The organism is Pseudomonas panipatensis, assembly GCF_900099785.1.
Lineage (GTDB): Bacteria > Pseudomonadota > Gammaproteobacteria > Pseudomonadales > Pseudomonadaceae > Pseudomonas > Pseudomonas panipatensis.
In genome coordinates this window covers 61,727-85,501 of record NZ_FNDS01000006.1, presented here as the reverse complement: position 1 = coordinate 85,501, position 23,775 = coordinate 61,727, and the positions used below count along the sequence as shown (strand labels likewise).

General features: G+C 65.4%; 27 protein-coding genes and 1 tRNA gene. 20 read left to right on the top strand and 8 right to left on the bottom strand.

Going from position 1 to position 23,775, the window contains the following annotated elements:
- Positions 1–34: 34 nt before the first annotated feature.
- Positions 35–931 (bottom strand): LysR family transcriptional regulator, encoded by an 897-nt coding sequence (locus BLQ74_RS15120; protein WP_090263543.1) that lies wholly within the window; start codon positions 929–931, stop codon positions 35–37.
- Between the two features lie 146 nt (positions 932–1,077).
- On the opposite strand from BLQ74_RS15120, the gene BLQ74_RS15115 reads away from it, so the two are divergent.
- From BLQ74_RS15115 to BLQ74_RS15090, 6 genes are all read left to right on the top strand, one after another.
- Complete coding sequence (locus tag BLQ74_RS15115; RefSeq protein ID WP_090263541.1) at positions 1,078–2,592, top strand: CoA-acylating methylmalonate-semialdehyde dehydrogenase; 1,515 nt, start codon at positions 1,078–1,080, stop codon at positions 2,590–2,592.
- Positions 2,593–2,715: 123 nt separating this feature from the next.
- Positions 2,716–3,591, top strand: coding sequence for a 3-hydroxyisobutyrate dehydrogenase (mmsB, locus tag BLQ74_RS15110; RefSeq protein ID WP_090263539.1), 876 nt, complete (start codon positions 2,716–2,718; stop codon positions 3,589–3,591).
- An 847-nt stretch (positions 3,592–4,438) separates the two neighbouring features.
- Positions 4,439–4,753, top strand: a complete 315-nt coding sequence (locus BLQ74_RS15105; RefSeq protein WP_090263537.1) for a hypothetical protein — start codon at positions 4,439–4,441, stop codon at positions 4,751–4,753.
- A 109-nt stretch (positions 4,754–4,862) separates the two neighbouring features.
- On the top strand, positions 4,863–5,780 hold the full coding sequence (locus tag BLQ74_RS15100; protein WP_090263534.1) for a bestrophin family protein: 918 nt from the start codon (positions 4,863–4,865) through the stop codon (positions 5,778–5,780).
- 15 nt (positions 5,781–5,795) lie between these two features.
- Positions 5,796–6,362 (top strand): flavin reductase family protein, encoded by a 567-nt coding sequence (locus BLQ74_RS15095; RefSeq protein WP_090263531.1) that lies wholly within the window; start codon positions 5,796–5,798, stop codon positions 6,360–6,362.
- Positions 6,363–6,424: 62 nt separating this feature from the next.
- Positions 6,425–6,859, top strand: coding sequence for a PGDYG domain-containing protein (locus BLQ74_RS15090; protein ID WP_090263528.1), 435 nt, complete (start codon positions 6,425–6,427; stop codon positions 6,857–6,859).
- A 365-nt stretch (positions 6,860–7,224) separates the two neighbouring features.
- Here the strand turns inward: BLQ74_RS15090 and BLQ74_RS15085 are convergent, their stop codons facing one another.
- Positions 7,225–7,734 carry a hypothetical protein gene (locus BLQ74_RS15085; RefSeq protein WP_244507204.1) on the bottom strand — a complete coding sequence of 170 codons (510 nt, stop codon included), beginning with the start codon at positions 7,732–7,734 and terminating at the stop codon, positions 7,225–7,227.
- 89 nt (positions 7,735–7,823) lie between these two features.
- Here BLQ74_RS15085 and BLQ74_RS15080 point away from each other — a divergent pair, with 89 nt between their 5' ends.
- Together BLQ74_RS15080 and BLQ74_RS15075 are read left to right on the top strand one after the other, a co-directional pair.
- Positions 7,824–8,141 carry a transcriptional regulator gene (locus tag BLQ74_RS15080; protein WP_090263524.1) on the top strand — a complete coding sequence of 106 codons (318 nt, stop codon included), beginning with the start codon at positions 7,824–7,826 and terminating at the stop codon, positions 8,139–8,141.
- A gap of 110 nt (positions 8,142–8,251) precedes the next feature.
- The gene (locus BLQ74_RS15075; protein WP_090263522.1) at positions 8,252–8,431 is read left to right on the top strand and encodes a hypothetical protein; all 180 of its coding nucleotides are present in this window, start codon (positions 8,252–8,254) and stop codon (positions 8,429–8,431) included.
- A gap of 27 nt (positions 8,432–8,458) precedes the next feature.
- Here the strand turns inward: BLQ74_RS15075 and BLQ74_RS15070 are convergent, their stop codons facing one another.
- Positions 8,459–8,797, bottom strand: a complete 339-nt coding sequence (locus BLQ74_RS15070; RefSeq protein WP_090263520.1) for a hypothetical protein — start codon at positions 8,795–8,797, stop codon at positions 8,459–8,461.
- Positions 8,798–8,938: 141 nt separating this feature from the next.
- Here BLQ74_RS15070 and BLQ74_RS15065 point away from each other — a divergent pair, with 141 nt between their 5' ends.
- Complete coding sequence (locus BLQ74_RS15065) at positions 8,939–9,652, top strand: endonuclease (RefSeq protein WP_090263519.1); 714 nt, start codon at positions 8,939–8,941, stop codon at positions 9,650–9,652.
- 101 nt (positions 9,653–9,753) lie between these two features.
- Positions 9,754–10,260 (top strand): DUF1993 domain-containing protein, encoded by a 507-nt coding sequence (locus BLQ74_RS15060; RefSeq protein ID WP_090263518.1) that lies wholly within the window; start codon positions 9,754–9,756, stop codon positions 10,258–10,260.
- A 50-nt stretch (positions 10,261–10,310) separates the two neighbouring features.
- Here the strand turns inward: BLQ74_RS15060 and BLQ74_RS15055 are convergent, their stop codons facing one another.
- Entirely contained in the window at positions 10,311–10,784 is a 474-nt protein-coding gene (locus tag BLQ74_RS15055) for an Lrp/AsnC family transcriptional regulator (protein WP_090263517.1), read from the bottom strand.
- Positions 10,785–10,915: 131 nt separating this feature from the next.
- Between BLQ74_RS15055 and BLQ74_RS15050 the strand changes: the two genes are divergently transcribed.
- Both BLQ74_RS15050 and BLQ74_RS15045 read left to right on the top strand, forming a co-directional pair.
- Entirely contained in the window at positions 10,916–11,275 is a 360-nt protein-coding gene (locus tag BLQ74_RS15050) for a hypothetical protein (protein WP_090263514.1), read from the top strand.
- 139 nt (positions 11,276–11,414) lie between these two features.
- Positions 11,415–12,416, top strand: coding sequence for a bile acid:sodium symporter family protein (locus BLQ74_RS15045; RefSeq protein ID WP_090263512.1), 1,002 nt, complete (start codon positions 11,415–11,417; stop codon positions 12,414–12,416).
- 80 nt (positions 12,417–12,496) lie between these two features.
- Here the strand turns inward: BLQ74_RS15045 and gorA are convergent, their stop codons facing one another.
- Positions 12,497–13,852, bottom strand: a complete 1,356-nt coding sequence (gorA, locus tag BLQ74_RS15040) for a glutathione-disulfide reductase (protein ID WP_090263509.1) — start codon at positions 13,850–13,852, stop codon at positions 12,497–12,499.
- A gap of 86 nt (positions 13,853–13,938) precedes the next feature.
- Here gorA and BLQ74_RS15035 point away from each other — a divergent pair, with 86 nt between their 5' ends.
- A complete protein-coding gene (locus tag BLQ74_RS15035; protein WP_090263507.1) occupies positions 13,939–14,361 on the top strand; it encodes a VOC family protein in 423 nt (140 codons plus the stop codon).
- Between the two features lie 64 nt (positions 14,362–14,425).
- Here the strand turns inward: BLQ74_RS15035 and galU are convergent, their stop codons facing one another.
- Positions 14,426–15,265, bottom strand: a complete 840-nt coding sequence (gene galU / locus BLQ74_RS15030; RefSeq protein ID WP_090263505.1) for a UTP--glucose-1-phosphate uridylyltransferase GalU — start codon at positions 15,263–15,265, stop codon at positions 14,426–14,428.
- A 424-nt stretch (positions 15,266–15,689) separates the two neighbouring features.
- Here galU and imuA point away from each other — a divergent pair, with 424 nt between their 5' ends.
- The 3 genes from imuA to BLQ74_RS15015 are packed head-to-tail and all read left to right on the top strand — an operon-like array spanning position 15,690 to position 20,807.
- Positions 15,690–16,307: a translesion DNA synthesis-associated protein ImuA gene (gene imuA / locus BLQ74_RS15025; RefSeq protein ID WP_090263502.1), complete on the top strand. Its 618-nt coding sequence runs from the start codon at positions 15,690–15,692 to the stop codon at positions 16,305–16,307.
- Positions 16,308–16,314: 7 nt separating this feature from the next.
- Positions 16,315–17,730, top strand: coding sequence for a Y-family DNA polymerase (locus tag BLQ74_RS15020; RefSeq protein ID WP_090263500.1), 1,416 nt, complete (start codon positions 16,315–16,317; stop codon positions 17,728–17,730).
- Positions 17,727–20,807, top strand: coding sequence for an error-prone DNA polymerase (locus BLQ74_RS15015; RefSeq protein WP_090263498.1), 3,081 nt, complete (start codon positions 17,727–17,729; stop codon positions 20,805–20,807). The genes BLQ74_RS15020 and BLQ74_RS15015 overlap by 4 nt, the downstream gene beginning before the upstream one ends.
- 12 nt (positions 20,808–20,819) lie before the next feature.
- Here the strand turns inward: BLQ74_RS15015 and BLQ74_RS15010 are convergent, their stop codons facing one another.
- The gene (locus BLQ74_RS15010; protein WP_090263496.1) at positions 20,820–21,218 is read right to left on the bottom strand and encodes a LexA family protein; all 399 of its coding nucleotides are present in this window, start codon (positions 21,216–21,218) and stop codon (positions 20,820–20,822) included.
- A gap of 146 nt (positions 21,219–21,364) precedes the next feature.
- On the opposite strand from BLQ74_RS15010, the gene BLQ74_RS27055 reads away from it, so the two are divergent.
- Positions 21,365–21,607: a hypothetical protein gene (locus BLQ74_RS27055; protein ID WP_139199068.1), complete on the top strand. Its 243-nt coding sequence runs from the start codon at positions 21,365–21,367 to the stop codon at positions 21,605–21,607.
- A gap of 111 nt (positions 21,608–21,718) precedes the next feature.
- On the opposite strand, the gene BLQ74_RS15000 is transcribed toward BLQ74_RS27055, so the two are convergent.
- Complete coding sequence (locus BLQ74_RS15000) at positions 21,719–21,934, bottom strand: hypothetical protein (RefSeq protein ID WP_090263492.1); 216 nt, start codon at positions 21,932–21,934, stop codon at positions 21,719–21,721.
- A gap of 300 nt (positions 21,935–22,234) precedes the next feature.
- Here BLQ74_RS15000 and BLQ74_RS14995 point away from each other — a divergent pair.
- The 3 genes from BLQ74_RS14995 (at position 22,235) to BLQ74_RS14985 (ending at position 23,476) form a co-directional block, all read left to right on the top strand.
- A tRNA-Leu gene (locus BLQ74_RS14995) sits at positions 22,235–22,321 on the top strand.
- Positions 22,322–22,551: 230 nt separating this feature from the next.
- On the top strand, positions 22,552–22,890 hold the full coding sequence (locus BLQ74_RS14990) for a hypothetical protein (protein WP_090263489.1): 339 nt from the start codon (positions 22,552–22,554) through the stop codon (positions 22,888–22,890).
- A gap of 238 nt (positions 22,891–23,128) precedes the next feature.
- The gene (locus BLQ74_RS14985; protein ID WP_244507203.1) at positions 23,129–23,476 is read left to right on the top strand and encodes a hypothetical protein; all 348 of its coding nucleotides are present in this window, start codon (positions 23,129–23,131) and stop codon (positions 23,474–23,476) included.
- The last annotated feature ends 299 nt before the right edge of the window (positions 23,477–23,775 follow it).

Here is a 23,775-nt window from a genome sequence, read left to right as displayed (position 1 = left end):
CCCTGCGTTCGGCCAGTGCTCACGGGCCAGGGCATTACTCTAGGCGCCCCATCAGCACGTCCTGGCTGGCCTCGGCCTTTTCGCGGAGGAAGTCCCAGGTGGTGCGCATCCGCGCGATGTCCTTGAGTTCCGTGGGCATCAGCATCCAGAAGGTCCGCACGAACTCGATCTCGCCCCCCAGCACCGGCTGCAACGCCGGGTCTTCGCTGGCCGCGAAGGCCGGCAGGATCGCCAGGCCGGCGCCCTCCGCCACCGCCCGCTGCTGGGCGAGGATGCTGGTGCAGCGCAGGGCCATGTGCAGCGGCCGACCAAGCTCATCGAGGTACTGCAGCTCCTTGCTGTAGAGCAGATCGTCGACATAGCCGACCAGGGCGTGGTCGCGCAGGTCGTCGCGCGTCTCGATCGGCCCGCGCGCGGCCAGGTAGTCGCGCGAGGCATACAGGCGCAACACGTAATCGGTCAGCCGGGTGATCAGGTATGGCCCGCGCCCCGGGCGCTCCAGGGTGATGACGATGTCCGCCTCGTGGCGCGATAGCTGCAGCGCGCGCGGCACCGCCAGCAGATCGACGCCCAGGTGCGGGTGGCGGCGATTCAGTTCCACCAGTTGCGAGGTCAGCAGGGTCGAGCCATAGCCCTCGGTGGCGCCGATGCGCACCTTGCCGGACAGGTTGTCCTCGGCGCCGGCCAGGCGCTTCTCGATCACCTTGCAGGCGCTCTCCATGGCCTCGGCCTGCGGCAACAGCCCGTGACCGGCCTCGGTCAGGCGGTAGCCGGCCGGCTCGCGCACCAGCAATTGCGCGCCGATGCTCTTCTCCAGCGCCTGCAGCCGCCGCGCCACCGTGGTGTGGTCGACGCCCAGGCGCCGCGCAGCCACGGTGAGCTTGCCGGCGCGGGAAAGTTCGAGGAAGAAACGCAGGTTGTCCCAGTCCATGACGGCTCTCACTGTGCAAAAACGCAGAGCATGCTTGCACATCACCGCATTGAGTTCACTAAAAATGCACTGCTAGGATCAATCCAACCTCCTTGAGGGATGCCCCAAGGGCCTATAACAACAAACCGCCGCAGGCTGGAGTTCCGATGACTACCTCTACCGCTGCCGTCCCCACGGTCAAACTCTTCATCGACGGCCAGCCCGTCGAGTCCACCACCCGCGAATGGCGCGAAGTGATCAACCCCGCCACCCAGGAAGTCCTGGCCCGCGTGCCCTTCGCCACCGCCGAGGAAATCGAGCGCGCCGTGGCCAGCGCCAAGGCCGCCTTCAAGACCTGGAAGAAAACCCCCATCGGCACCCGCGCGCGGATCTTCCTCAAGTACCAGCAACTGATCCGCGAGCACATCAAGGAACTGGCGGCGATCCTCACCGCCGAACAGGGCAAGACCCTGCCCGACGCCGAAGGCGACGTGTTCCGCGGCCTGGAAGTGGTCGAGCACGCTGCCGCCATCGGCAACCTGCAACTGGGCGAGCTGGCCAACAACGTCGCCGGCGGCGTGGACACCTTCACCCTGCTGCAACCGCTGGGCGTCTGCGCCGGCATCACCCCGTTCAACTTCCCGGCGATGATCCCGCTGTGGATGTTCCCGATGGCTATCGCCACCGGCAACACCTTCGTCCTCAAGCCCTCCGAGCAAGACCCGATGGTGACCATGCGCCTGGTCGAACTGGCCCATGAAGCCGGTGTGCCGCCGGGCGTGCTCAACGTCATCCACGGCGGCGCCGACGCGGTCAACGCGATCTGCGACCACCCGGACATCAAGGCCGTCTCCTTCGTCGGCTCGACCCGCGTCGGCACCCACGTCTACAACCGCGCCTCGCAGGCCGGCAAGCGCGTGCAGTGCATGATGGGCGCGAAGAACCACGCCATCGTGCTGCCCGACGCGAACATGGAGCAGAGCCTCAACGCCATCGCCGGCGCGGCCTTTGGCGCCGCCGGGCAACGCTGCATGGCGCTGTCGGTGGTGATCCTGGTCGGCGAGGCGCAGCAGTGGCTGCCGGCGCTGGTGGAAAAGGCCAAGACCCTCAAGGTCAGCGGCGGCGCCGAAGCCGGCACCGACGTCGGCCCGCTGGTTTCCTGCGCCGCCCTGGACCGCGTCAGCGGCCTGATCGAACGCGGCGTGCAGGAAGGCGCCAGGCTCGAACTGGACGGCCGCAACCCGCAGGTAGCCGGCTATGCCAAGGGCAACTTCGTCGCGCCGACCATCTTCTCCGGCGTCACCGCGAAGATGAGCGTCTACCGCGAAGAAATCTTCGGCCCGGTGCTCTGCGTGATGCACGCCGACACCTTCGACGAGGCCATCGAGCTGATCAACGCCAACCCCAACGGCAACGGCACCGCGCTGTTCACCCGCTCCGGCGCCGCCGCCCGCCACTTCAAGGAAGAGATCGACGTCGGCCAGGTCGGCATCAACGTGCCCATCCCGGTGCCGGTGCCGATGTTCTCCTTCACCGGCTCGCGCGGCTCCAAGCTCGGCGACCTCGGCCCCTACGGCAAGCAGGTGGTGCAGTTCTACACCCAGACCAAGACCGTCACCGAACGCTGGTTCGACGAGAACGACGTGGGCGGCGCGGTGAACACCACCATCCACCTCAAATAGCCACGGCAGCGGAAAGAACCGCCCGCGCGGCGCTACCCCGGACCTGGGCGCGGGAAGCTCCCAGGTGACCGGCGCCGCCGGGGCGGCCCCTGCGCGTCCCCACAAGAACAAGAGGAAAACCCCATGCGTATCGGCTTCATCGGACTCGGCAACATGGGCGGCCCCATGGCCGCCAACCTGCTCAAGGCCGGCTTCGACCTGAGCGTCTTCGACCTTTCCGAACCCGCCGTGCGGACCGCCGTGGCCCAGGGCGCGCAGCGCGTCGGCTCGCCGGCGGAACTGGCCGCGGCGGATGTCGAGGTGATCATCAGCATGCTGCCGGCGGCGCAGCACGTGAAACAGGTCTACCTCGGCGAGAACGGCCTGCTGGCCAAGGTCCAGCCCGGCGTACTGCTGATCGACTCCTCCACCATCGACCCGCACAGCGCCCGCGAGGTCGCGGCAGCGGCCAAGGCCCACGGCAACCCGATGCTCGACGCGCCGGTCTCCGGCGGCACCGCCGGCGCCAGCGCCGGCACCCTGACCTTCATGGTCGGCGGCGAAACGGTCGACTTCGAGCGCGCCCGCCCGCTGCTCGCGGCCATGGGCAAGAATATCGTGCACTGCGGCGGCGCCGGCAACGGCCAGGTCGCCAAGGTGGCCAACAACCTGTTGCTGGGCATCAGCATGATCGGCGTCGCCGAAGCCATGTCCCTGGGCGTCAAGCTGGGCATGGACGCGGAGGTGCTGGCCGGCATCATCAACACCTCCAGCGGCCGCTGCTGGAGCTCGGAAGTGAACAACCCGCTCACCGGCGCCCCGGCGGCGCGCGGCTACAGCGGCGGCTTCGGCAGCGACCTGATGCTCAAGGACCTCGGCCTGGCCAGCGAAGCGGCCCGCCAGGTGCGCCAGCCAGTGCTGCTCGGCGCCCTCGCCCAGCAGCTCTACCAGGCCTTCAGCGCCCAGGGCAACGGCCAGTTGGACTTCTCCGCCATCGTCAAGCTGTACCAGCAGGGTTGAGCCCAAGCCCCGCCCGCCAGCACCGCATGGGTTTCGTCGCCTCAACCCATCCTACGCCCGCCCCCGGCAGGACCGGGCAGGGTAACCCCACGTAGGATGGTGTTGAGCGCAGCGATACCCATCGTGTTACGCGAGCACCGCATGGGTTTCGTCCCTCAACCCATCCTACGGCTGCGGCACGATGGGGCGACCGGGGACGTAGGATGGCGTTGAGCGCAGCGATACCCATCGTGTTATGCCAGCACCGCATGGGTTTCGTCCCTCAACCCATCCTACGGGTGCGGCACGGTGGGGCGACCGGGGACGTAGGATGGTGTTGAGCGCAGCGATACCCATCGTGTTATGCCAGCACCGCATGGGTTTCGTCCCTCAACCCATCCTACGGGTGCGGCACGGTGGGGTGACCGGGGACGTAGGATGGCGTTGAGCGCAGCGATACCCATCATCCCGGCCAACGTCGGCTGCGAAATTTCCCACAACCATTTACCCTTGAGGGCCTACACATGCCCTCGCTAGGCTCCTGCTCGTCACGGTCAATCCCGTGACCGGGGATCGCAGCCCCGGATATCTAGCAAGGCCGCGGTAGCGCCATAGCCACCACGTATTAGAGCTTTGTGCCTGATACGAAGGTGCATCTATGGTGGATCGTGTGAGGCAGGCTAACGCCTGGCCGGGCCCTTGCTAGCCGGTACTGCGAACCTCGCACGATCCGCCTCCCAATCCGATTCGCAGCGGATGAAGGGGATCTCAACTAGCAAGGAGCTCCATAAGATGCGCTATCCCCCTTTCACGCACGTGCCCCACCCCGCGCTGGCAGCCCTCCCCGATCCGACCCCGGAGGTGCGCCATGCCTGAGTTCACGCCCCTCAGCACGCTCTCGCAACCCTACGACGACGTCTTTTTCATCAACCGCCTGGCGCCGGTCGAGCACCTGCTGGAAACCGCCGAGCGCCGTCTCTCCACCCTGCTCACGCTGCTACGCCTGCTCGAAGACAATGCTGACCAGACGCCGCTGCCCAACGGTATCTCGCTGCTGTCCGGCGCCCTTAGCCCGATGCTCGCCGAAGTCCGCCAGCTCTACGAGCTGGCCCACCGCCGGCCGGGGCTCGGGCGCGAGGGCAAGGCTTCCGCCGTGGTCTTTGCGCGAAGGCAGGACAGCTAGCCGCCGAGCCGACCGAGGCGCCAAGGGACGCGAACCAGGGAGGGCGGCAAGGCGGTGGCCATCTCGGCTATGATGCCGCCTTGCCCCCGCACTGCCTGGAAGCCGCCGCATGATCCTCCGCCCGCAAACCCCGACGCTCTGGGTTCTGCTGTTTTCCCTCAAGGGTTCGATCATCCCGGCGATCTGGCGCAAGGTGCTCTACACGGTGCTGCTCAGCTCGCTGGTGGTGGCCACCCACGGCACCCTCTACCACTACAAGGTGGTGATCACCTCCACGCCCTTCACCCTCTGGGGCCTGACCCTGGCGATCTTCCTCGGCTTCCGCAACAACGTCGCCTACCAGCGTTTCTGGGAGGCCCGCACGCTCTGGGGCGAACTGCTGATCGTGTCGCGCAACCTGGCGCGGCAAAGCCTGTCGCTGCTGCCCGGCCTGGATGATGGCGGCCGCCGCCGGCTGGCCAACCATCTGGGCGCTTTCGCTTACGTGCTGCGCGACCACCTGCGCGGCCAGGCGCAGAGCGAAGACGCCCGCCGCCTGCTCGGCGCCGACGCCGCCGCCCTGGCGCAGACGCCGAACCCGGCCAACGCCCTGCTCGCACTGCTCGGCCGGCGTTTCGCCGAGGCTGGCCGCGACGCCGGCGCCAGTGACATGCTGCTGGCCAATGTCGACCTGCAGATCAGCCGCTTGTCCTATGTGCTCGGCGGCTGTGAGCGGATCAAGGGCACGCCGATTCCCTATCCGTACATCCTCATGCTGCACCGCATCGTCCACGTGTACTGCTTCCTGCTGCCGTTCTGCCTGGTCGACAGCATCGGTTGGTTCACGCCGCTGGCGGTCTGTGTGCTGGCCTACACCTTCTTCGGCCTGGACGCCCTCGGCGACCAGATCGCCGACCCGTTCGACACCCAGCCCAACGACCTGCCGCTGGACGCCATGAGCCGCAACCTGGAGATCGCCGTGCTGGAGATCCTCGGCGAGCACGAGCTGCCGGCAGCGCTGGAACCGGTCGATGGCCTGTTACTCTGATCTGCGAGGCCCCGCATGAAGCACCTGCAAGACGTCCCCCTGGCTAAGGCCTACCTGCTGCTCAACCATGGCCCGTCCACCCTCGTCACCAGCGAGCACGAAGGCGTCGCCAACGTGATGGCGGCGGCCTGGGTGATGCCGCTGGACTTCGATCCGCCCAAGCTGATGCTGGTCCTCGACCGCAACACCTGGTCGCGCCACTTGGTGGAGGGCTCCGGCGCCTTCGTCATCCAGTTGCCGTCGCGGCGCCAGGCCGAGCTGACCGTGGACGTGGGCTCGTGCAACGGCGGCGAGTTGAACAAGTTCGCCCGCTACGACATCGCCACGGCGCGCGCCCGTTGCGTCGAGGCGCCGATCATCGAGGGCTGCCTGGCCTACCTGGAATGCCGGGTGATCGACGAACCGCACAACCAGCAGCGCTACGACCTGTTCATCGCCGAGGTGGTCGCCGCCTACGCGGACGAGCGTGCGTTCTCCAACGGCCGCTGGCACTTCCCCGACGACCAGTTGCGCACCATCCACTACCAGGCCGGCGGCGCCTTCTTCGCCACCGGCGAGGCGTTCCAGGTTGCCAAGGGCTGATGGCGACACGCCAGCCGCCGCGCTATGCTCTGCGCCCCCTGTTTTCCCTCTCGGGACCGACCATGCTTGAACTGAAAAACCTCGACCTGCGCAGCGATGCCGAGGCCGGCCGTTATGTGAAGGATGAAACCGTGGACGTGGCTTTCGCCGAGGCTCCCGGTGAGTTGATGAGCCTGGAAGGCGCCAACCGCTATCAACCGGGCGACGCACTGATCACCGGCTCCACCGGCGACCGCTGGGTGGTTTCCCGCGAGCGTTTCGACGCCAAGTACCTGCCGGCCGGCGAAGGCCTGGCCCACGGCCAGCCGGGCGCCTACCGCAATCGCCCGGCGGTGGTGCTGGCGCGGCGCATGGACGAGTCCTTCAGCATCGCTCGCTCGGCGGCCGGCGACGTGTTGCGCGGCGAGGCCGGCGACTGGGTGATGCAATACGCGCCGGGCGATTACGGCGTGGTTCAGGCACAGCGTTTCGCCAAGGTCTACCGCCCGGCCGAGTGATCCGCCCGAGCGACGACGGGCGCCCGCGACCGGCGCCCGTTGCGTCAATCGGATACGCCAGCGACGTTCCCCCGCACCACCGGCGGCCACAACCGCCCTGCAAGCAACGCGCTGTCGGCGATGCGCCCCGACCAGGGGCCCGCCGAGGCGCGCAAAGCCCCTGCCTATAGCAGCGCATCGCACGCGCCTGCAACGCTGACTGACGCTCCGGGGATGCTCCTGTCGGAGCGGAAGCGCGAATCGGAGCCACGAATTCCGGGCAATAAAAAACCCGCCAGAGGCGGGTTCTTTATTGGGGCGCTAGTCCTTTAGCGATGGTTCTAACATACCCCTCTTGTGTGAAAAGGATGTGAAACACAGCGATGTCAGCCGGAATAATCCAGAGCCGTCCACATTCGACTGAGAGCGGTCCGGATACGGCAGGCTGAAAGGTCTCCCGCGTCACCGTCGGCGGCCAGCAGGCGCGTGCTTCCGGCCGCTCCGTCGCGGCTTTCGGTGAGCCATTGCAGGCGGCCGCAATTGGGCGTGTCGATCACATAGCTGGCGGCCACCGCCGAATGGGCCCTGGGCAGACGGATGGCATCGCGCACGGTGCCGCGCTCTTCGATACGTCGCCCATCGGAAATGAGCACGGCCCAGGCATCCTGGCCGTCGATGACCAGATAGGCGCCATTGGCCTTGGGTTCTTCCGCCGGTGGCTCGGCGCAACCGGCGAGCAGAGCCAGGATGGCGCAGAGCATCAGTGATTTTCCTTGCAGCATCACGCGTTCCTCTTCTTCCGACGCAGCCCCGCAAACCTGAAAGGCCCGGTTGACGGGGCAAGCCATTGATTCAGTCAGCCAGCGATCCGATAGTAGCGACAAAATACTGTTCATGCATACAGTATTTTGCGATCATCCCGCCACGACGACGAAAGGCGCGGCCGATGCGATTCGGAACAGGAACGGGAACAGGAGCGAAAGCGATGGTGGACATCCGTCAGATGAAATACACCGTGAACCACATGTCCGTGGAGGAAGTCAGCGAGGCGGTCGCCGAACTGCACCTCGAAGGGCTGGTCACCGAGGGCAAGACGCCTTTCTCGCGAGCGCACTTCAATACCTGCTTCGCCGAGATCGAGGCGCTGCTGCAGCGCGCCGGCTATCACCGCCCGCTGGATGTGGTCGGCTACCAGGGCCAGGCCTATGCCATGTTCGACCCCTCGCGCTGGGATGCGGTGGAGGTGCTGCGCTGGCTCAAGGAGTACGTCGAGGAAGCCCGCGCCGGGGCTGCGAATGGCTGAATACGGCTTGCCAGAGCCCAGGGCGCGACAAGCAAACTTGCGCTTCGCTGGTTCGGCCACTAATGTCCCTTGCTGGAACCCGTATTTCCTACAGAATCAAGGACGATTCCATGAGCAAGGCAGAGCACAAAGACTGGTTGTGGGCGTATCACAAGCTCCGCAGCCTATCCGTAGGACGCACCAGTTCGGCATTCCTCGCCACCCTCTATCATTTGCGCGGCGATACTGGCCTCTTCTATTGCGAGGGCGGCTTGCGCAAATCGCGCCTGGTCCGCGACGACCCGCACTGATCCCCTGCCACCCGCGCCATCCCCTCGTCAGGGATAAGACTGACGCTGACTGCTGGACCGCGTGCCGGGGTTTACCGGGTACGCCACGCCATTGGGGTATTCGATGCTCTGGCGGATACCGCCATTGCCGCCGGACGAATCGATGATCACCGTGCTCGATCCCTGCTCGTAACGGCGCGGAACCTGGGCGCCGCCGTAACCGTCATAGCCCTGCGAACTCGACGAGCTTTCGATGCTGCCGCTGGCGCCCGGACTGACGTAGATGCGCTGGATGCCTGGCGCCGGCACCTGGCGAACCGCCTGCTCGGCATGCAGCGGCAACGCCAGCAGCCCACCGAGCAGAATGAACAACGCTTTACCTGGCATGCTCAACTCCTCTAATCCAGCCTCCGACGGCCTCGATCGCACTACGCGCGAGCGCACATCAGCGGTGTTGCCATTCGATTGCCACGATTGGCAATTCTTTTTATATCAGTAAGATGCGACGTTTTCTGAAAGAATTTTCTCATGAATCGTCGCGCCGCTCTGCTGTGTTTGCTCGCCGCCCTGCCGCTGTCCGCCTCCGCCGTCGCTCCGCGTACCTTCCAGGAAGCCAAGAAGATCGGCTGGAAACTCTATGCCCACCAATCGGTGGAGTTCTATTGCGGCTGCCACTACCAGGGCAATCGTGTCGACCTGGCCAGTTGCGGCTATGTCCCGCGCAAGAATGCCCAGCGCGCACAGCGCATCGAGTGGGAGCATATAGTGCCGGCCTGGGTCATCGGCCACCAGCGGCAGTGCTGGCAGAACGGCGGGCGCAGCAATTGCACGCGACACGACCCCGTGTACCAGCGCGCCGAAGCCGACCTGTTCAACCTGGTGCCGAGCATCGGTGAGGTCAACGGCGATCGCAACAACTTCAGTTATGCCTGGCTGCCGCCACAAGCGCCGCAGTATGGCGCCTGCCCGATGGTCATCGATTTCAAGGCGCACAAGGCCATGCCCCGTCCGCAGATCCGCGGAATGATCGCCCGCACCTACTTCTACATGAGTGACCGCTACGGCCTGAAGCTGTCGAATCAGGACCGCCAGTTGTTCGAGGCCTGGAGCAAGCAGTATCCGGTGGAAGCCTGGGAGCAGCAGCGCAACCAGATGGTCGGCTGCGTGATGGGCTGGGGCAATCCCTACGTGGGCAAGGTGGAGCTGAACCGTTGCTCGTCGGCGAATGTCGCCGGGCGCTGAACGCTCGACACGCCAGGCGACGCCCGGACGACTTGGCAGTAGACTCCGCTGGCGCGGCAATGCGCGCAGGTTTTCTTCACTACTGCCTGGAGTACCTCGCAATGTCCCTGTCGATCTATTCGATTTCCGTTCCGGTGTTCATCCGCATGCTCGGCAACCTGTCGGCGATCCTCGATAAGGCGGCGGCCCATGCCCAAGCCAAGTCCATCGATCCGACGGTGTTGCTCAACGCCCGCCTCGCCCCCGACATGTTCCCTCTGACCCGCCAGGTGCAGATCGCCACCGACGCCGCCAAGGGTTGCGGCGCGCGACTGGCCGGGGTCGAGGTACCGAGCTTCGCCGATACCGAGAGCAGCTTCGCCGAACTGCAGACGCGCATCGGCAAGACCGTCGACTTCCTCAAGAGCCTCAAGCCCGAGCAGTTCACCGGCGCCGAAGAGCGCACCGTGAATATGAAGCTGCCGAACCGCGAGTTGAGCTTCAAGGGCATCGACTTCCTGCTGCACTTCGCCAATCCGAACTTCTATTTCCACATCACCACCACCTACGCCATCCTCCGCCACAACGGCGTGGAACTGGGCAAGATGGACTTCCTCGGCGGCGCCTGAGTCCGCATTCAGGGCGCCGGCCATGCCGGCGCCCACTGCCACCACGAACGCTAGCGGCCGGGCAACGGCAGGCTGGTGGTGGATTTGATTTCCGAGAGCGCGACGATGGAGTTGATCTCCTGCACGCCCGGCACCTGGGACAGCTTCTCGAAGAAGAAGCGCTCGTAGGCCTCGATGTCCTCGGTGACGATGCGCAGCATGAAGTCCACCGCGCCCATCAGCACATGGCACTCCAGCACCTCGGGGAACTCGCGGATGGCCTCGGCGAAATCGGTGAGGTGATTGCGCCCATGGGTGTTCAGCTTCACCTGGGCAAAAATCTGCGCGTTGAGGCCGATCTTCTTGCGATCCAGCAAGGTCACCTGGCGGCGAATCACTCCCTCTTCCTTCAGGCGCTGGATACGCCGCCAGCAGGGTGACTGCGACAGGCCGATGCGCTCGGCGATTTCCGCCGTGGACAGGGTCGCTTCCTCTTGCAGCAAGGCGAGGATGCGTTGGTCAAAGGCGTCCAGATGGACAGGCATAGTCATTTCTCCAGAAACCTGCTCATCGAATAGTTTATGCGCAGATCAGCCTTTCAGCAGCCAATCGAGCAAAGCAAAACCGCCTCGCGCCGCCGACAATGGAGCCCTCCCTCCACTGCCGGCCAACGACCATGAACCCAGCCCTGAGCCACCCGCCAACCCGCGAATCGCACCGCCCCACCGAGTGCTCCGGCCAGCCAGCGCCGACGGAGCGCGCTGCCGCCTGGAGCCCTCGTGCTGAGGATGCCCAGCACCAGGCGCTGTTCGACATCCGCGCGGAAGCCGAGGCGGACGCCCTGTGCAGGCTGCTCAACCTGATCGTCGTACACGGCTATCCGCCGGCCGAAGTGCATGCCGTGCAGGACGGCGACTGGCTGCAGGTCCGCCTGCGCGTCCCGCGCCTGCCACGGCAGCGTGCCGGCGTCATCGCCGCACGCCTGCGCTCGCTGGTGGATGTCGCTGGAGTCGATCTGGCGTTTCGAGCCATCTGACAGGGATACCTGTCCGTTCAGCGACATAAGCTGGCTTTCTCGCGCTAGCCGGAAGGAACGCCCAAGGCATAGAGTGCCTACTGCCCATCCGCCCGCAAAGAGGCGGCCGGCCTTCAGTAGCTTGCCTGAGAGAAACGCTATGGCCCGTCCCCGTCTGCTTCCCGACAACTTCACCCTGGCGCTGGTCGCCACCGTGACCGTCGCCAGCCTGCTGCCCTGCCAGGGCACGGTCGCCGTCGCCTTCGGCTGGATCACCAACCTGGCCATCGGCCTGCTGTTCTTCCTGCACGGCGCCAAGCTGTCGCGCCAGGCGATCATCGCTGGAGCGACCCACTGGCGCCTGCATCTGCTGGTCTTCGCCAGCACCTTCATCCTCTTCCCGATCCTCGGCCTGGTGCTCAAGCCGCTGCTGTCGCCGCTGGTGACTCCGGACCTGTACCTGGGCATGCTCTATCTGTGTGCCCTGCCAGCCACGGTGCAGTCATCCATCGCCTTCACCTCGCTGGCCCGCGGCAATATCCCGGCGGCGGTATGCAGTGCCTCGGCATCGAGCCTGATCGGCATCTTCCTCACCCCGCTGCTGGTCCAACTGCTGCTCGGCGTGCACGGCGATACCGGCGTCTCGACCCTCGACGCCATCGGCAAGATCACCCTGCAACTGCTGGTGCCCTTCATCGCCGGCCAGGTACTGCGGCGCGCCATCGGCGACTGGGTCGACCGCCACAAGCCGGTGCTGCGCTATGTCGACCAGGGTTCGATCCTGCTGGTGGTCTACACCGCCTTCAGCGCCGCGGTGATCCAAGGCCTGTGGCACCAGGTGCCGGTCAGCGCGCTGGCTGGCCTGGTGGTCGCCTGCTGCCTGCTGCTGAGCATCGCCCTGTTCGCCACCACCCAGCTCAGCCGGCGCCTGGGCTTCGACAAGGCGGATGAGATCACCATCGTCTTCTGCGGCTCGAAGAAGAGCCTGGCCACTGGCGTGCCCATGGCCCAGGTGCTCTTCGCCAGCGGCAGCATCGGCGTGATCCTGCTGCCGCTGATGCTGTTCCACCAGATCCAACTGATGGTCTGCGCGGTGCTCGCCCAACGCTATGCGCAGCGCCAGAATCGCCAGGCGACGGCACAGACTGCGCAGTCGCGCTGAGCGCGGCTGGCGAAACGAAAAAGGCCGGTGCAGTGCACCGGCCTTTTGCATTTCCTGGAGACGATCCGCGCCGCGGCTGCCTAGGCCATCGGCGTGCGCATGGTGACGAACTCTTCGGCCGCGGTCGGGTGGATGCCGATGGTTTCATCGAAGATCGCCTTGGTCGCCCCGGCTTTCAACGCCACGGCGATGCCTTGGAGGATTTCACCGGCCTCCGGGCCGACCATGTGGCAACCCAGCACGCGGTCGCTGTCGGCATCGACCACCAGCTTCATCAGGGTCTTTTCCTGGGACTCGGTGAGGGTCAGCTTCATGCCGCGGAAGCGGCTCTCGAAGAGTTTCACCCGGTGCCCGGCAGCCCGTGCTTCGTCCTCGCTGAGACCGACGGTGCCGATGTTCGGCAGGCTGAACACCGCGGTGGGGATCAGCTTGTAGTCCACCGGCCGGTATTCCTCCGGACGGAACAGCAGCCGTGCCACGGCCATGCCTTCGGCCAGCGCCACCGGGGTGAGCTGCACGCGCCCGATCACATCGCCGATGGCGTGGATCGACGGCTCGCTGGTGCGATAGGCCTCGTCGACCTTGATGAAGCCCTTGGCGTCCTGCGCCACCGCGACATTCTCCAGGCCCAGGTCATCGAGCATGGGCCGGCGGCCGGTGGCGTAGAACACGCAGTCGGCCTCCAGCACGCGACCGTCCTGCAAGGTCGCCGCCAGGCTGCCGTCGGCCTGCTTGTCGATGCGCGCGATGTCGGCATTGAATTGCAGGTCGAGGCCCTTCTTGCCCAGTTCGTCGCGCAGGTGCTCGCGCACGCTGCGGTCGAAGCCTCGGAGAAACAGCTCACCGCGGTACAACAGGCTGGTCTGCGCACCCAGGCCGTTGAAGATGGAGGCGAACTCAACGGCGATATAGCCGCCGCCGACCACCAGCACTCGACGCGGCAGGCTGGGCAGGAAGAAGGCCTCGTTGGAACTGATGGCGTGTTCCTTGCCGGGAATCTCGGGAATCTGCGGCCAGCCGCCGGTGGCGATGAGGATGTGCTTGGCGCGCAAGCGCTGGCCGGCGACCTCGACGGTATGCGCATCGCACAGCCGCGCATGGCCTTCGAGCAGGGTCACCCCGCTGTTCACCAGCAGGTTGCGGTAGATGCCGTTGAGACGCTGGATTTCGCGGTTCTTGTTGGCGATCAGGGTCGCCCAGTCGAAGCGGGGCTCGGCCAGCGTCCAACCGAAACCGGCGGCCTGCTCGAAGTCCTCATGGTAGTGGGCGCCATAGACCAGCAGTTTCTTCGGCACACAACCGACGTTGACGCAGGTGCCGCCCAGGTAACGGCTCTCGGCCACCGCGACACGCGCACCAAAACCGGCGGCGAAGCGCGCGGCGCGCACGCCGCCGGAACCGGCGCCAATCACGAACAGGTCGAAATCGAAAGACATCGTCATTCTCCGCATTCAGATGCCGCGCAGCATACCTCATCGGGCCTGGCCTATCCTGCCAGGAGCGCCACCTGGAGGATGCCGTCATGCGCCCGACCCTGACTCACCTGGCCCTGCATGTTCCCGACCTGGATGCCTGCATCGAGTTCTATCGACGCTTCTGCGGCATGCGCGTCATCCACGAACGCGAAGGCAAGGGCTCGCGCATCGTGTGGATGGCCGAGCCAGGCCAGGAGCATCGCTTGATCTTCGTCATCATGCCTGGCGGCGAGGCCCGCCACCTGGCCGACGACGACTACAGCCACTTCGGCTTCGCCGTCGACAGCCACGAGCAGGTCGACGCCATTGCCACCGAAGCGGCCCGCGCCGGTTGCCTGATCTGGCCGCCGCGCCAGGAACCCTACCCGGTCGGCTATTACTGCGGCTTGCGTGATCCGGCCGGTAATTACGTGGAGTTCAGCTATGGCCAGCCGCTGGGGCCGGGGTCGGAGGCGATGCCGATTCCCTGAGCATGCGACGGAAACGAAAAAGCCACCCGAAGGTGGCTTTTTCACAGGACCGCGAGACGCTCGATTAGAGAGCCTTGCCGGTCTTGTAGAGGTTCTCGTAGCAGAAGTTGGTGGCGTCGATATAACCCTCGGCGCTACCGCAGTCGAAACGCTTGCCCTTGAATTTGTAGGCCAGTACGCAACCGTCCTGGGCCTGCTTCATCAGGGCGTCGGTGATCTGGATTTCACCGCCTTTGCCCGGCTCGGTCTGCTCGATCAGGTCGAAGATGTCCGGCGTCAGGATGTAGCGGCCGATGATCGCCAGGTTCGACGGAGCTTCTTCCGGCTTCGGCTTCTCGACCATGTTGTTCACGCGGTAGATGTCGTCGCGGATCATCTCGCCGGCGATCACGCCGTACTTGTTGGTCTCTTCCGGCGGCACTTCCTGAATCGCCACGATGGAGCAGCGGAACTGGTTGTACAGCTTGACCATCTGCTTGAGGACGCTGTCGCCTTCCAGGTTCAGGCAGAGGTCGTCGGCCAGGACCACGGCGAAGGGCTCGTCGCCGATCAGCGGGCGGCCGGTGAGGATCGCATGGCCCAGGCCCTTCATTTCGATCTGGCGGGTATAGGAGAAGGTGCACTCATTGATCAGGCGACGGATGCTGACCAGATACTTCTCTTTGTCGGTGTTGCGGATCTGGTTTTCCAGCTCGTAGCTGATGTCGAAATGGTCTTCCAGAGCGCGTTTGCCACGGCCGGTAACGATGCCGATCTCGGTCAGGCCAGCATCCAGTGCCTCTTCAACGGCGTACTGGATCAGTGGCTTGTTGACCACCGGCAGCATTTCCTTGGGCATGGCCTTGGTGGCCGGGAGGAAACGGGTGCCGTAGCCGGCAGCCGGGAACAGACATTTCTTGATCATGAGAGTCCTTCGAAAGGAACGAGGGTACGAATTGCGCGCAGTCTAATGAGGCCGCGCCTTGCTTACAATGCCTGCACGGCACTCCCTCGCAGAGGAAGCTGGATCGACCCGCAGGCGCCGACACACGCGCTTCTGACAACCGCCCAGGCGGCGAGTTCTACAGTAATAGCAAAAAGTCACCATCCCCCTTGTGAATCAGCCCGCAGCGTCCACGCGTGATTCTGAATGACATCGCCATCGCCCCATGCTGATCTGGCTCAGTTCGTGGATGATCCGAACCTTTGCATGCGATCGCTGGCAGTTGGTCGGGCGCTGTTGACCCCATCGCGGGATGTGGAAAATACTGTATTTACATACAGTATTTTCGGAAGACTACCGTGAGTCGTCGTGTCCTTTCCTTCAGACATTCGTTCGAGAATCGCCCATGAGCGCGGCGGTCGATCTCGGTGCCCTGCTCGACCAGCGCCGCATCTGGAAGGGCCAGCCCGGCACGCCGCCACTGGGCACCCAGCCTACCGGCCACGCGCGCCTGGATGCCCTGTTGCCGAGTGGCGGCTGGCCGGAGGCGGCGCTGAGCGAAATCCTCTGCGCCGCCGAAGGCATCGGCGAACTGCAATTGCTCTGGCCGACCCTGGCACGCCTCAGCGCTGCCGGCGAGCGCCTGGTGCTGGTCGCCCCACCCCATGTGCCTTATCCGCGCGCCTGGCTGGCCGCGGGCATCGATCTGCGCCGCCTGAGCCTGGTCGAGGCCAGTGGCCGCGAGGCGCTCTGGGCTGCCGAGCAGTGTCTGCGTTCGGGCAGTTGCGGCGCGGTGCTGTGCTGGCCACAACAGGCCGACGACCGCGCCCTGCGCCGGTTGCAAGTGGCTGCGGAAAGCGGCCAGACCCTGGCTTTCGCCTACCGGCCGCTGCGGGAAGCGCTGAACCCTTCACCGGCGGCGTTACGCCTGAGCATCGAAGCCAGGCCGGCGCAATTGCGCGTCCTCAAATGCCGTGGCGGCTTGGCCCCCGCCGCCGCGCTGCCGTTATCGGCGCTGCGCTGAGGCGAGCATGCTCTGGGCCTGCATTCTGTTTCCGCAGTTGGCCATGGATGCCGCCCTGCGCGGCCGCGCCGACGCCGCCTCGCCCCTGGCGCTGCTCGCCGGTCCGCCACAGAAGCGTGTGCTGCAGGCGGTCAACCCGGCGGCCCGAAGGCTCGGCCTGAAACCCGGTCAGTCGCTGACCGCGGCTCGCGCGCTGAGTCGTGAGTTCACCTGCGCCGAGTACGACCTGACGGCAGTCGGCCACTGCCAGGACCTGCTCGCCGCCTGGGGCTATGGCTTCAGCTCCCAGGTCAGTCAGCACTACCCGCGCGCCCTGCTGCTGGAAGTGCACTCCAGCCTGGCACTGTTCGGTCCCTGGCCGCGCCTGGAGGCACGCCTGCGCGCGGAGCTGGCCGAGCTGGGTTTCCGCCACCGCATCAGTGCCGCGCCCAACCCCGCCGCCGCACGGGTTCTGAGCAACGCCGGGGACGGCTTGGCGGTACTGGACAGCCATGAACTGCCCGGCATCCTCGGGCGCCTGCCGCTGGAGCGTGCCGGGCTGCCGCGGGAGCTTGTCACCAGCCTGTCCCGCATGGGGCTGCGCAACCTGCGCCAACTCCTTGAGCTGCCCCGCGACGCTCTGGCCAAGCGCTTTCCGGCGGACTTGCTACGCCATCTGGACAGCCTCCTCGGGCTACGCCCCATGGCCCTGGAGTTCTATCGGCCGGCAGATCGTTTCGAGGCGCGCATCGAACTGAACTTCGACGTCGAATCGCACCAGGCGCTGCTGTTTCCGCTACGCCGCCTGACGGCCGATCTCGCCGCCTACCTGGCCGGGCGCGACAGCGGCGTGCAGCGTTTCGAGCTGCATCTGGAGCATCACGGCCGCGCCGACACCTGCCTGCCGGTCGGCCTGCTCAGCGCCGAGCGCGATCCGGCCATGCTCTTCGAGCTGACCCGTGGCCGCCTGGAACAACTGCAATTGCCCGCCGCCGTGCATGCCGTGCGCCTGCTGGCCAGCGAGCTGCCGACCTTCGCCCCGGCGCATCGACAGCTATTCAACGAACGGCCTCAGCAGGCACTGCCCTGGGAGCAGCTACGCGAACGCCTGCGCGCTCGCCTGGGCGACGAGGCCGTACATGGTTTGAGCGCGCTCGCCGAGCACCGCCCGGAGCAGGCCTGGCAGCCACGGGAAAGCGCCAAGCCGATCGCCCTGCCACCCTGCGGACCACGCCCCGGCTGGCTGCTGACGGAACCCAGGCCGCTCCGCGAAAGCATGCCGAGAATCCTCGCCGGCCCGGAACGTATCGAATCCGGCTGGTGGGATGGCGCCGATCTGCGCCGCGACTACTACCTGGTCGAGACCCGCAGCGGGCAGCGCGCCTGGGTCTATCGCCCGGTCGGCAGCGAGGGGCCGTTGCTGCTGCACGGCTGGTTCGCATGACGCCGTCCTACGCCGAACTGCACTGCCTGTCCAACTTCAGCTTCCAGCGCGGCGCCTCCAGCGCCCATGAGCTGTTCGAGCGCGCCGCACGCCTGGGCTACCGTGCCCTGGCGATCACCGACGAGTGCAGCCTGGCCGGCATCGTCCGCGCCTGGCAGGCCTCGAAAGCCTTCGGCATACCGCTGATCGTCGGCAGCGAGGTCCAGTTGGCGGACGGGCCCAAGCTGGTGCTGCTGGCGGAAAGCCTGGCCGGCTATCAGGCCCTGTGCCGGCTCATCACACGTGGCCGACGGCGCGCCGACAAGGGCAGCTACCGTCTGCTGCGCGAGGATTTCGAGGCGGCGACCGACGGCCTGCTGGCGATCTGGCTGCACGAGGAGGCCTTGCCTGACGACGCGGCGGCCTGGCTGCACGCACGGTTTCCCGAACGCCTGTGGCTGGGCGTGGAGCTGCATCGCGGCGCCAACGATCAGCAACGCCTGCAACAACGCCTGGCCCTTGCCGAACGCCTGGGGATTCCGGCCGTGGCCTGTGGCGACGTGCACATGCACGCCCGTGGCCGCCGCGCCCTGCAGGACACCCTGAGCGCCATCCGCCAGCATCTGCCGGTAAGCGAGGCCGGCGCCTATCTGTTCGCCAATGGCGAACGCCACCTGCGGCCACGGCAGGCGCTGGCCGAGCTGTATCCGCCGCCGTTGCTGGAGGAAACCCTGCGCATCGCCGAACGCTGCCACTTCGACCTCGGCCAACTGCGCTACCAGTATCCCCGCGAACTGGTGCCCGAGGGACACAGCCCGGCCTCCTGGCTCTGCCGCAAGACCTGCGAAGGCATCCGCAAGCGCTGGCCCCAGGGCGCCAGGAAGCGGGTGCTCAAGCGCATCGGCAAGGAACTGTCGCTGATTACCAAGCTGGGCTACGAAAACTACTTCCTCACCGTGCACGACATCGTCAGTTTCGCCCGCGGACAGGGCATTCTCTGTCAGGGCCGGGGCTCGGCGGCGAACTCCGCGGTGTGCTTCGTGCTCGGTATCACCGAACTCGACCCGACCCGCAGCAACCTGCTGTTCGGCCGCTTCATCTCCGAGGAGCGCAACGAGCCGCCGGACATAGACGTCGACTTCGAGCACGAGCGCCGCGAGGAAGTCATCCAGTACATCTTCCGCCGCTACGGCCGCCAGCGCGCGGCGCTCACCGCGGTGGTCAGCAGCTACCGGGCGGCCGGTGCCATCCGCGACGTGGCCAAGGCGCTCGGTCTACCGCCCGACCAGGTCGATGCCCTGGCCGAGTGCTGTGGGCGCTGGAGCGAGCAAGCACCGGACGCGGCACAGCTCAGCGAGGCTGGCTTCGACCCGCACAGCCCGGTGCTGCGCCGGGTCCTGGCGCTCAGTGGCGAGCTGATCGGCTTCCCCCGCCACCTCTCACAGCATCCGGGCGGTTTCGTCATTTCCGAGCAGCCGCTGGACACGCTGGCGCCGGTGGAAAACGCGGCCATGCCCGAGCGCACCGTCATCCAGTGGGACAAGGACGATCTCGACGCCGTCGGCCTGCTCAAGGTCGACGTGCTCGCCCTCGGCATGCTCAGCGCGCTGCGCCGCTGCTTCGACCTGCTGGAGCGACTGCGCGGTACGCCGCGCCTGAGCATCGCCAGCATTCCCGCCGAGGACGCCGCCACCTACGCGATGATCAGCCGCGCCGATACCGTGGGCGTGTTCCAGATCGAGTCCCGCGCGCAGATGGCCATGCTGCCGCGCCTGAAGCCGAAGACTTTCTACGACCTGGTGATCGAGGTGGCCATCGTCCGGCCCGGCCCCATCCAGGGCGACATGGTGCATCCCTACCTGCGCCGCAGGAATGGCGAAGAGCCGGTCAGCTATCCCTCCTCCGCGCTGGAAAAGGTCTTCAAGCGCACCCTGGGCGTGCCGCTGTTCCAGGAGCAGGTGATGGAAGTGGCGGTGGTGGCCGCCGACTACACCGCCGGCGAAGCCGACCACCTGCGCCGCTGCATGGCCGCCTGGAAACGCCACGGCGGGCTGGAGCCGCACCGCCAGCGCCTCACCGAAGGCATGCTGAGGAATGGCTACACCGCCGAGTTCGCCGCGCGCATCTTCGAACAGATCAAGGGCTTCGGCAGCTACGGCTTCCCCGAGTCCCACGCCGCCAGCTTCGCCCTGCTCACCTATGCCAGTTGCTGGCTGAAGTGCCACGAGCCGGCGGCCTACGCCTGTGCACTGATCAACAGTTGGCCCATGGGTTTCTACAGTCCCGACCAAGTGCTGCAGGACGTGCGCCGCCATGGCATCGAAGTGCGCCCGGTGGACGTGCGCTACAGCGCCTGGGATTGCAGCCTGGAGGCCAAGGGTGACGGGCAGCCAGCGATCCGCCTGGGGCTGCGCATGGTCAGCGGCTTGCGTGAGGAGGATGCGCGGAACCTCGTGGCAGCGCGAACCAGCCAGGCCTTCCGCGATGTCGAAGACCTCAGCCGCCGCGCCAGGCTCGCGGCCGCGGCTCGCGAGCGCCTGGCCGATGCCGGCGCCCTGCGCGGCCTGGCCGGTCATCGCCACCGGGCACGCTGGGCGGTGGCGGGCGTGGAACCACAACTACCGCTGTTCGCCGGCCAGGAGGCACGGCAAGAAAGCGCGGTCAAACTGCCCCTGCCCAGCCGCGCGGAAGACCTGCTGACTGACTATGCGACCCTGGGGACGACCCTCGGCCCGCACCCGCTGAGCATGCTCCGCGGCCAGCTCCGGGCATTGCGCTGCCGCAGTTCGCGAGACCTGCTGACCCTGGAGAACGACCGGCCACTCGGTGTCGCCGGCCTGGTCATCGGCAGGCAACGCCCGCAGACGGCCAGCGGCGTCACCTTCGTCACCCTGGAGGACGAATTCGGCCTGATCAACGTGGTGGTCTGGCGCGATCTGGCCGAACGCCAACGCCGCGTGCTGCTGCAGTCACGCCTGCTGCAGGTACGCGGCCGCCTGGAGATGCAAAGTGGGGTCAGGCATGTGATCGCCGAGCAACTGATCGACCTCACGCACCTGCTGAGCGGACTGGAGGTGTCCAGCCGGGACTTCCACTGAGGTGTGGAGGCCTCAGTTGACCAGGCAATGGAGATTCCAGCGCACCACTCCCCAGATCGACAACTCGTCACCTTCGACAATGCGGATAGCCGGATAGCGCTCGTTCGCCGCGACCAGGGCGAAGGTGCCATCGATGATGTCCAGCCGCCGGATCAGCGGCTCGCCATTCACCGCAGCCACCACGACCTCGCCGGACTCGGCCAGCAGGGAGCGATCCACCACCAGCAGATCGTTGTCATGGATGCCGGCGCCCGTCATGCCATCGCCATGTGCGCGGACTATGTAGGTATGGGGCGTGTGCAGATCCAGCAGATCGTCCAGCGACATCGGCGTCCCTGGATGGACCAGGTGAAACGCCGCCGAGTCGCCAGCGGACGAAGGATACGCGGAGCTAGGGATGGCATGGGACATGGCTGGGCACCTTCGAATACTGTATATACATACAGATATCAAAAAGTACGGCCACCGGCAAGCCGTATCCAGCGGAGTCTGCGGAGGAAAGACAGGCACGCCAGCGCCGGTGGTCTACCCTTGTTCAGGGGGCGAGGACTATCAGTATGAATCCCGGCACGTTCGTCACACTCCTGATCTTTAGCTGGCTATTGCTGGCGGGAGTTACCTTGTGGGCACTGCTGCGTGGCTCCATGCGCAGGGCCAGGTTGCAGAAGTCGTTTGCCGAAAGACGCATCACGCCGACGCCACAAGCCTCGGAGCCGAGCCCGGCGGCGATCCCCTCCGCACAGGCGCTGGAGCGGCCGGCGCGCAAGCGTCACGCCGGCTGGTTGGTGTGGAACAGGTGATGGGCAAGCCCTTTGGGTTGCCCGTCACTGCACACTCCGTCCAGGCAGCAGCCAGAAAGCCCGCCTGCGGCGAGTGCCAGGAGGATGCGCCAGCGTACCGGGCGCACCGCTTCACGCCAGTTTGATCGCAACCCCCGAGACCTCATCGCGAAGCGTGCGCAGCTCGATGGCATCCTGGTTCAAGTGATGGATCGCGTTGAGCAGGCGCTGCCGCAGCAACTCGTCGCGAATCTGTTCCGCAGCCCGCATCATCTCGACGGCCGCCGCCTCGTTATTGGTCGCTACCGAATCCAACACCTTGCGGATATTTCTCGTTGCGCGTTGCACGTCAGGTCCCTCGTTACTCAATGCGAGCACCTTAGGACAACTATATTTCTCTGAGATTTCAGAGAGTTAATTCGGACAAATGGTCGCAGGAAAAGCCCTTCCAATAGCCATTCAGGCGGCACTGCCGATGCCCATCCCACGACCGGCGCAAACGCCGAATTGCCTGCGCCATCAACCCCTTAAAGCCACCCGGGTTCCCTTTACCGCAACCACCCGACTCGGTATAGTCTCGCCCCTCAGCGATGCCCCAGGCCCTCGTCCTGCACGCCTGCATCCTGGCCGCCAGCATGGCCCCTCCCCGCTCGGATGGTGAAATTGGTAGACACAGCGCACTTAAAATGCGCCGGCCTAACGGTCTTGCGGGTTCGAGTCCCGCTCCGAGCACCAAAATCCTCATAAGACTGAAAGCCGAGCGCGGTGTCATGACTGCCGCCAGCATTCCAGCGAATGCCACACGCCGGTGCGGATAAACAGCCATGGGCCTGGCCCTGCGTTTTCCGTATCTGGCCGTGCGAGGCGGCAATCTTGGCTCAGACAAAGTTGTACCTATACTGAAACCGCTGGCGTCAATTAGATCATCAACGGCTTAGCGCTCGAGTTTGTGAAGAGGATTAGAGATGCCATCTATCACCGTCCAATCCTCCTGTCTGATACTGCTGTTTGCCGCACTCCTTCTTCCGCTCTACGCCGCTGCCGAGGATTCCCCCGTGTGCGAGGGGGCGGGTCTGTTCGCGATGGCGGGGGCCATTTATCGCGACAAGCACTTCAGCTTCGAAGAGGCGGATCGAGCGGTCATCGAGCATGCCCACAACGCCGATAGCGACGAGTTACGTTTCGCGCGCTTCTACAGCGCCTCAGGCTACAAAAGCAGCCTCACGCCGGATGCCGCATACATCTGGGCCAAGGCGCATTGCCTTCGGGTCATGCACAAGGCAGCGGAGCACTCGGGCTCTTAGCCGCTCGACGACGGCAAGGCCTCCGCGCGCTCTACATCGGGCTTGCCGCCAACATCCAGATTGAATGGCCATGGGCACCGCGCTGCCCGGATGCCGCGGTGATAGTGCACACAAGGCTGCAACGATGTAAGCGTCCGGCCAAGTCATCTTCCGAACCTCCACGGCACCCTCGCATTCAAGCTAATCAAGTGATAAACACCATATATATCCAATGCCACGGCAAGCATTAGGCGATCAGATGGCGCGATTTTCGATTTATAGCGAATTGATTCTGGTTGGCTACTCGTCGCTGGAGAGTGGAGATCCTCCAATGGGCGTTGCTTTCGGCCAGTTCGAGCCAACCACTGGGTATCCCGCTATTCAAAACGAGTGCCGCACAAATCACTTCGACCAGTCCGGTTTGGCCCTTTCAGTAAAAACCGAAGCAGGCTTGGTTATTCCATCTATGGGAATCGCCATTCTAGATTACGCTGAAGAGCTTCTGCCCGATTGCATCGAGATAAGTATCCTCGGCATTCCCACTGCTTTTTATGAAGAGTTGTTCCCTGACCATGTGATCGAGTACACGCACCAATTCGCTAGGTGAGCCGCTCTATGGCGAGCAAGATGGGCCGTCTTTAGCAGGGAGGTGTGATCCTTGAGTTATCGGAGACCGCAAAAGCTACTGACTGGAGCAATTGGCAGAGCCTCAAGAGCAGGGTCAGGAACTCAGCATTGGTTGCCTCAGACCAGGCTCGGCCGTATCTGAGAGTAAGGTGTATGGTGGTCACTGGGTCTCCATTCTGAGCAGACTCGAGCGAGTAGCGCTCACCATCCGAAAATGCACCTTGGGCACATCCAGGGAACACCAACTCCAGAAATGTGATTACGGCCTCAGGGCATCCA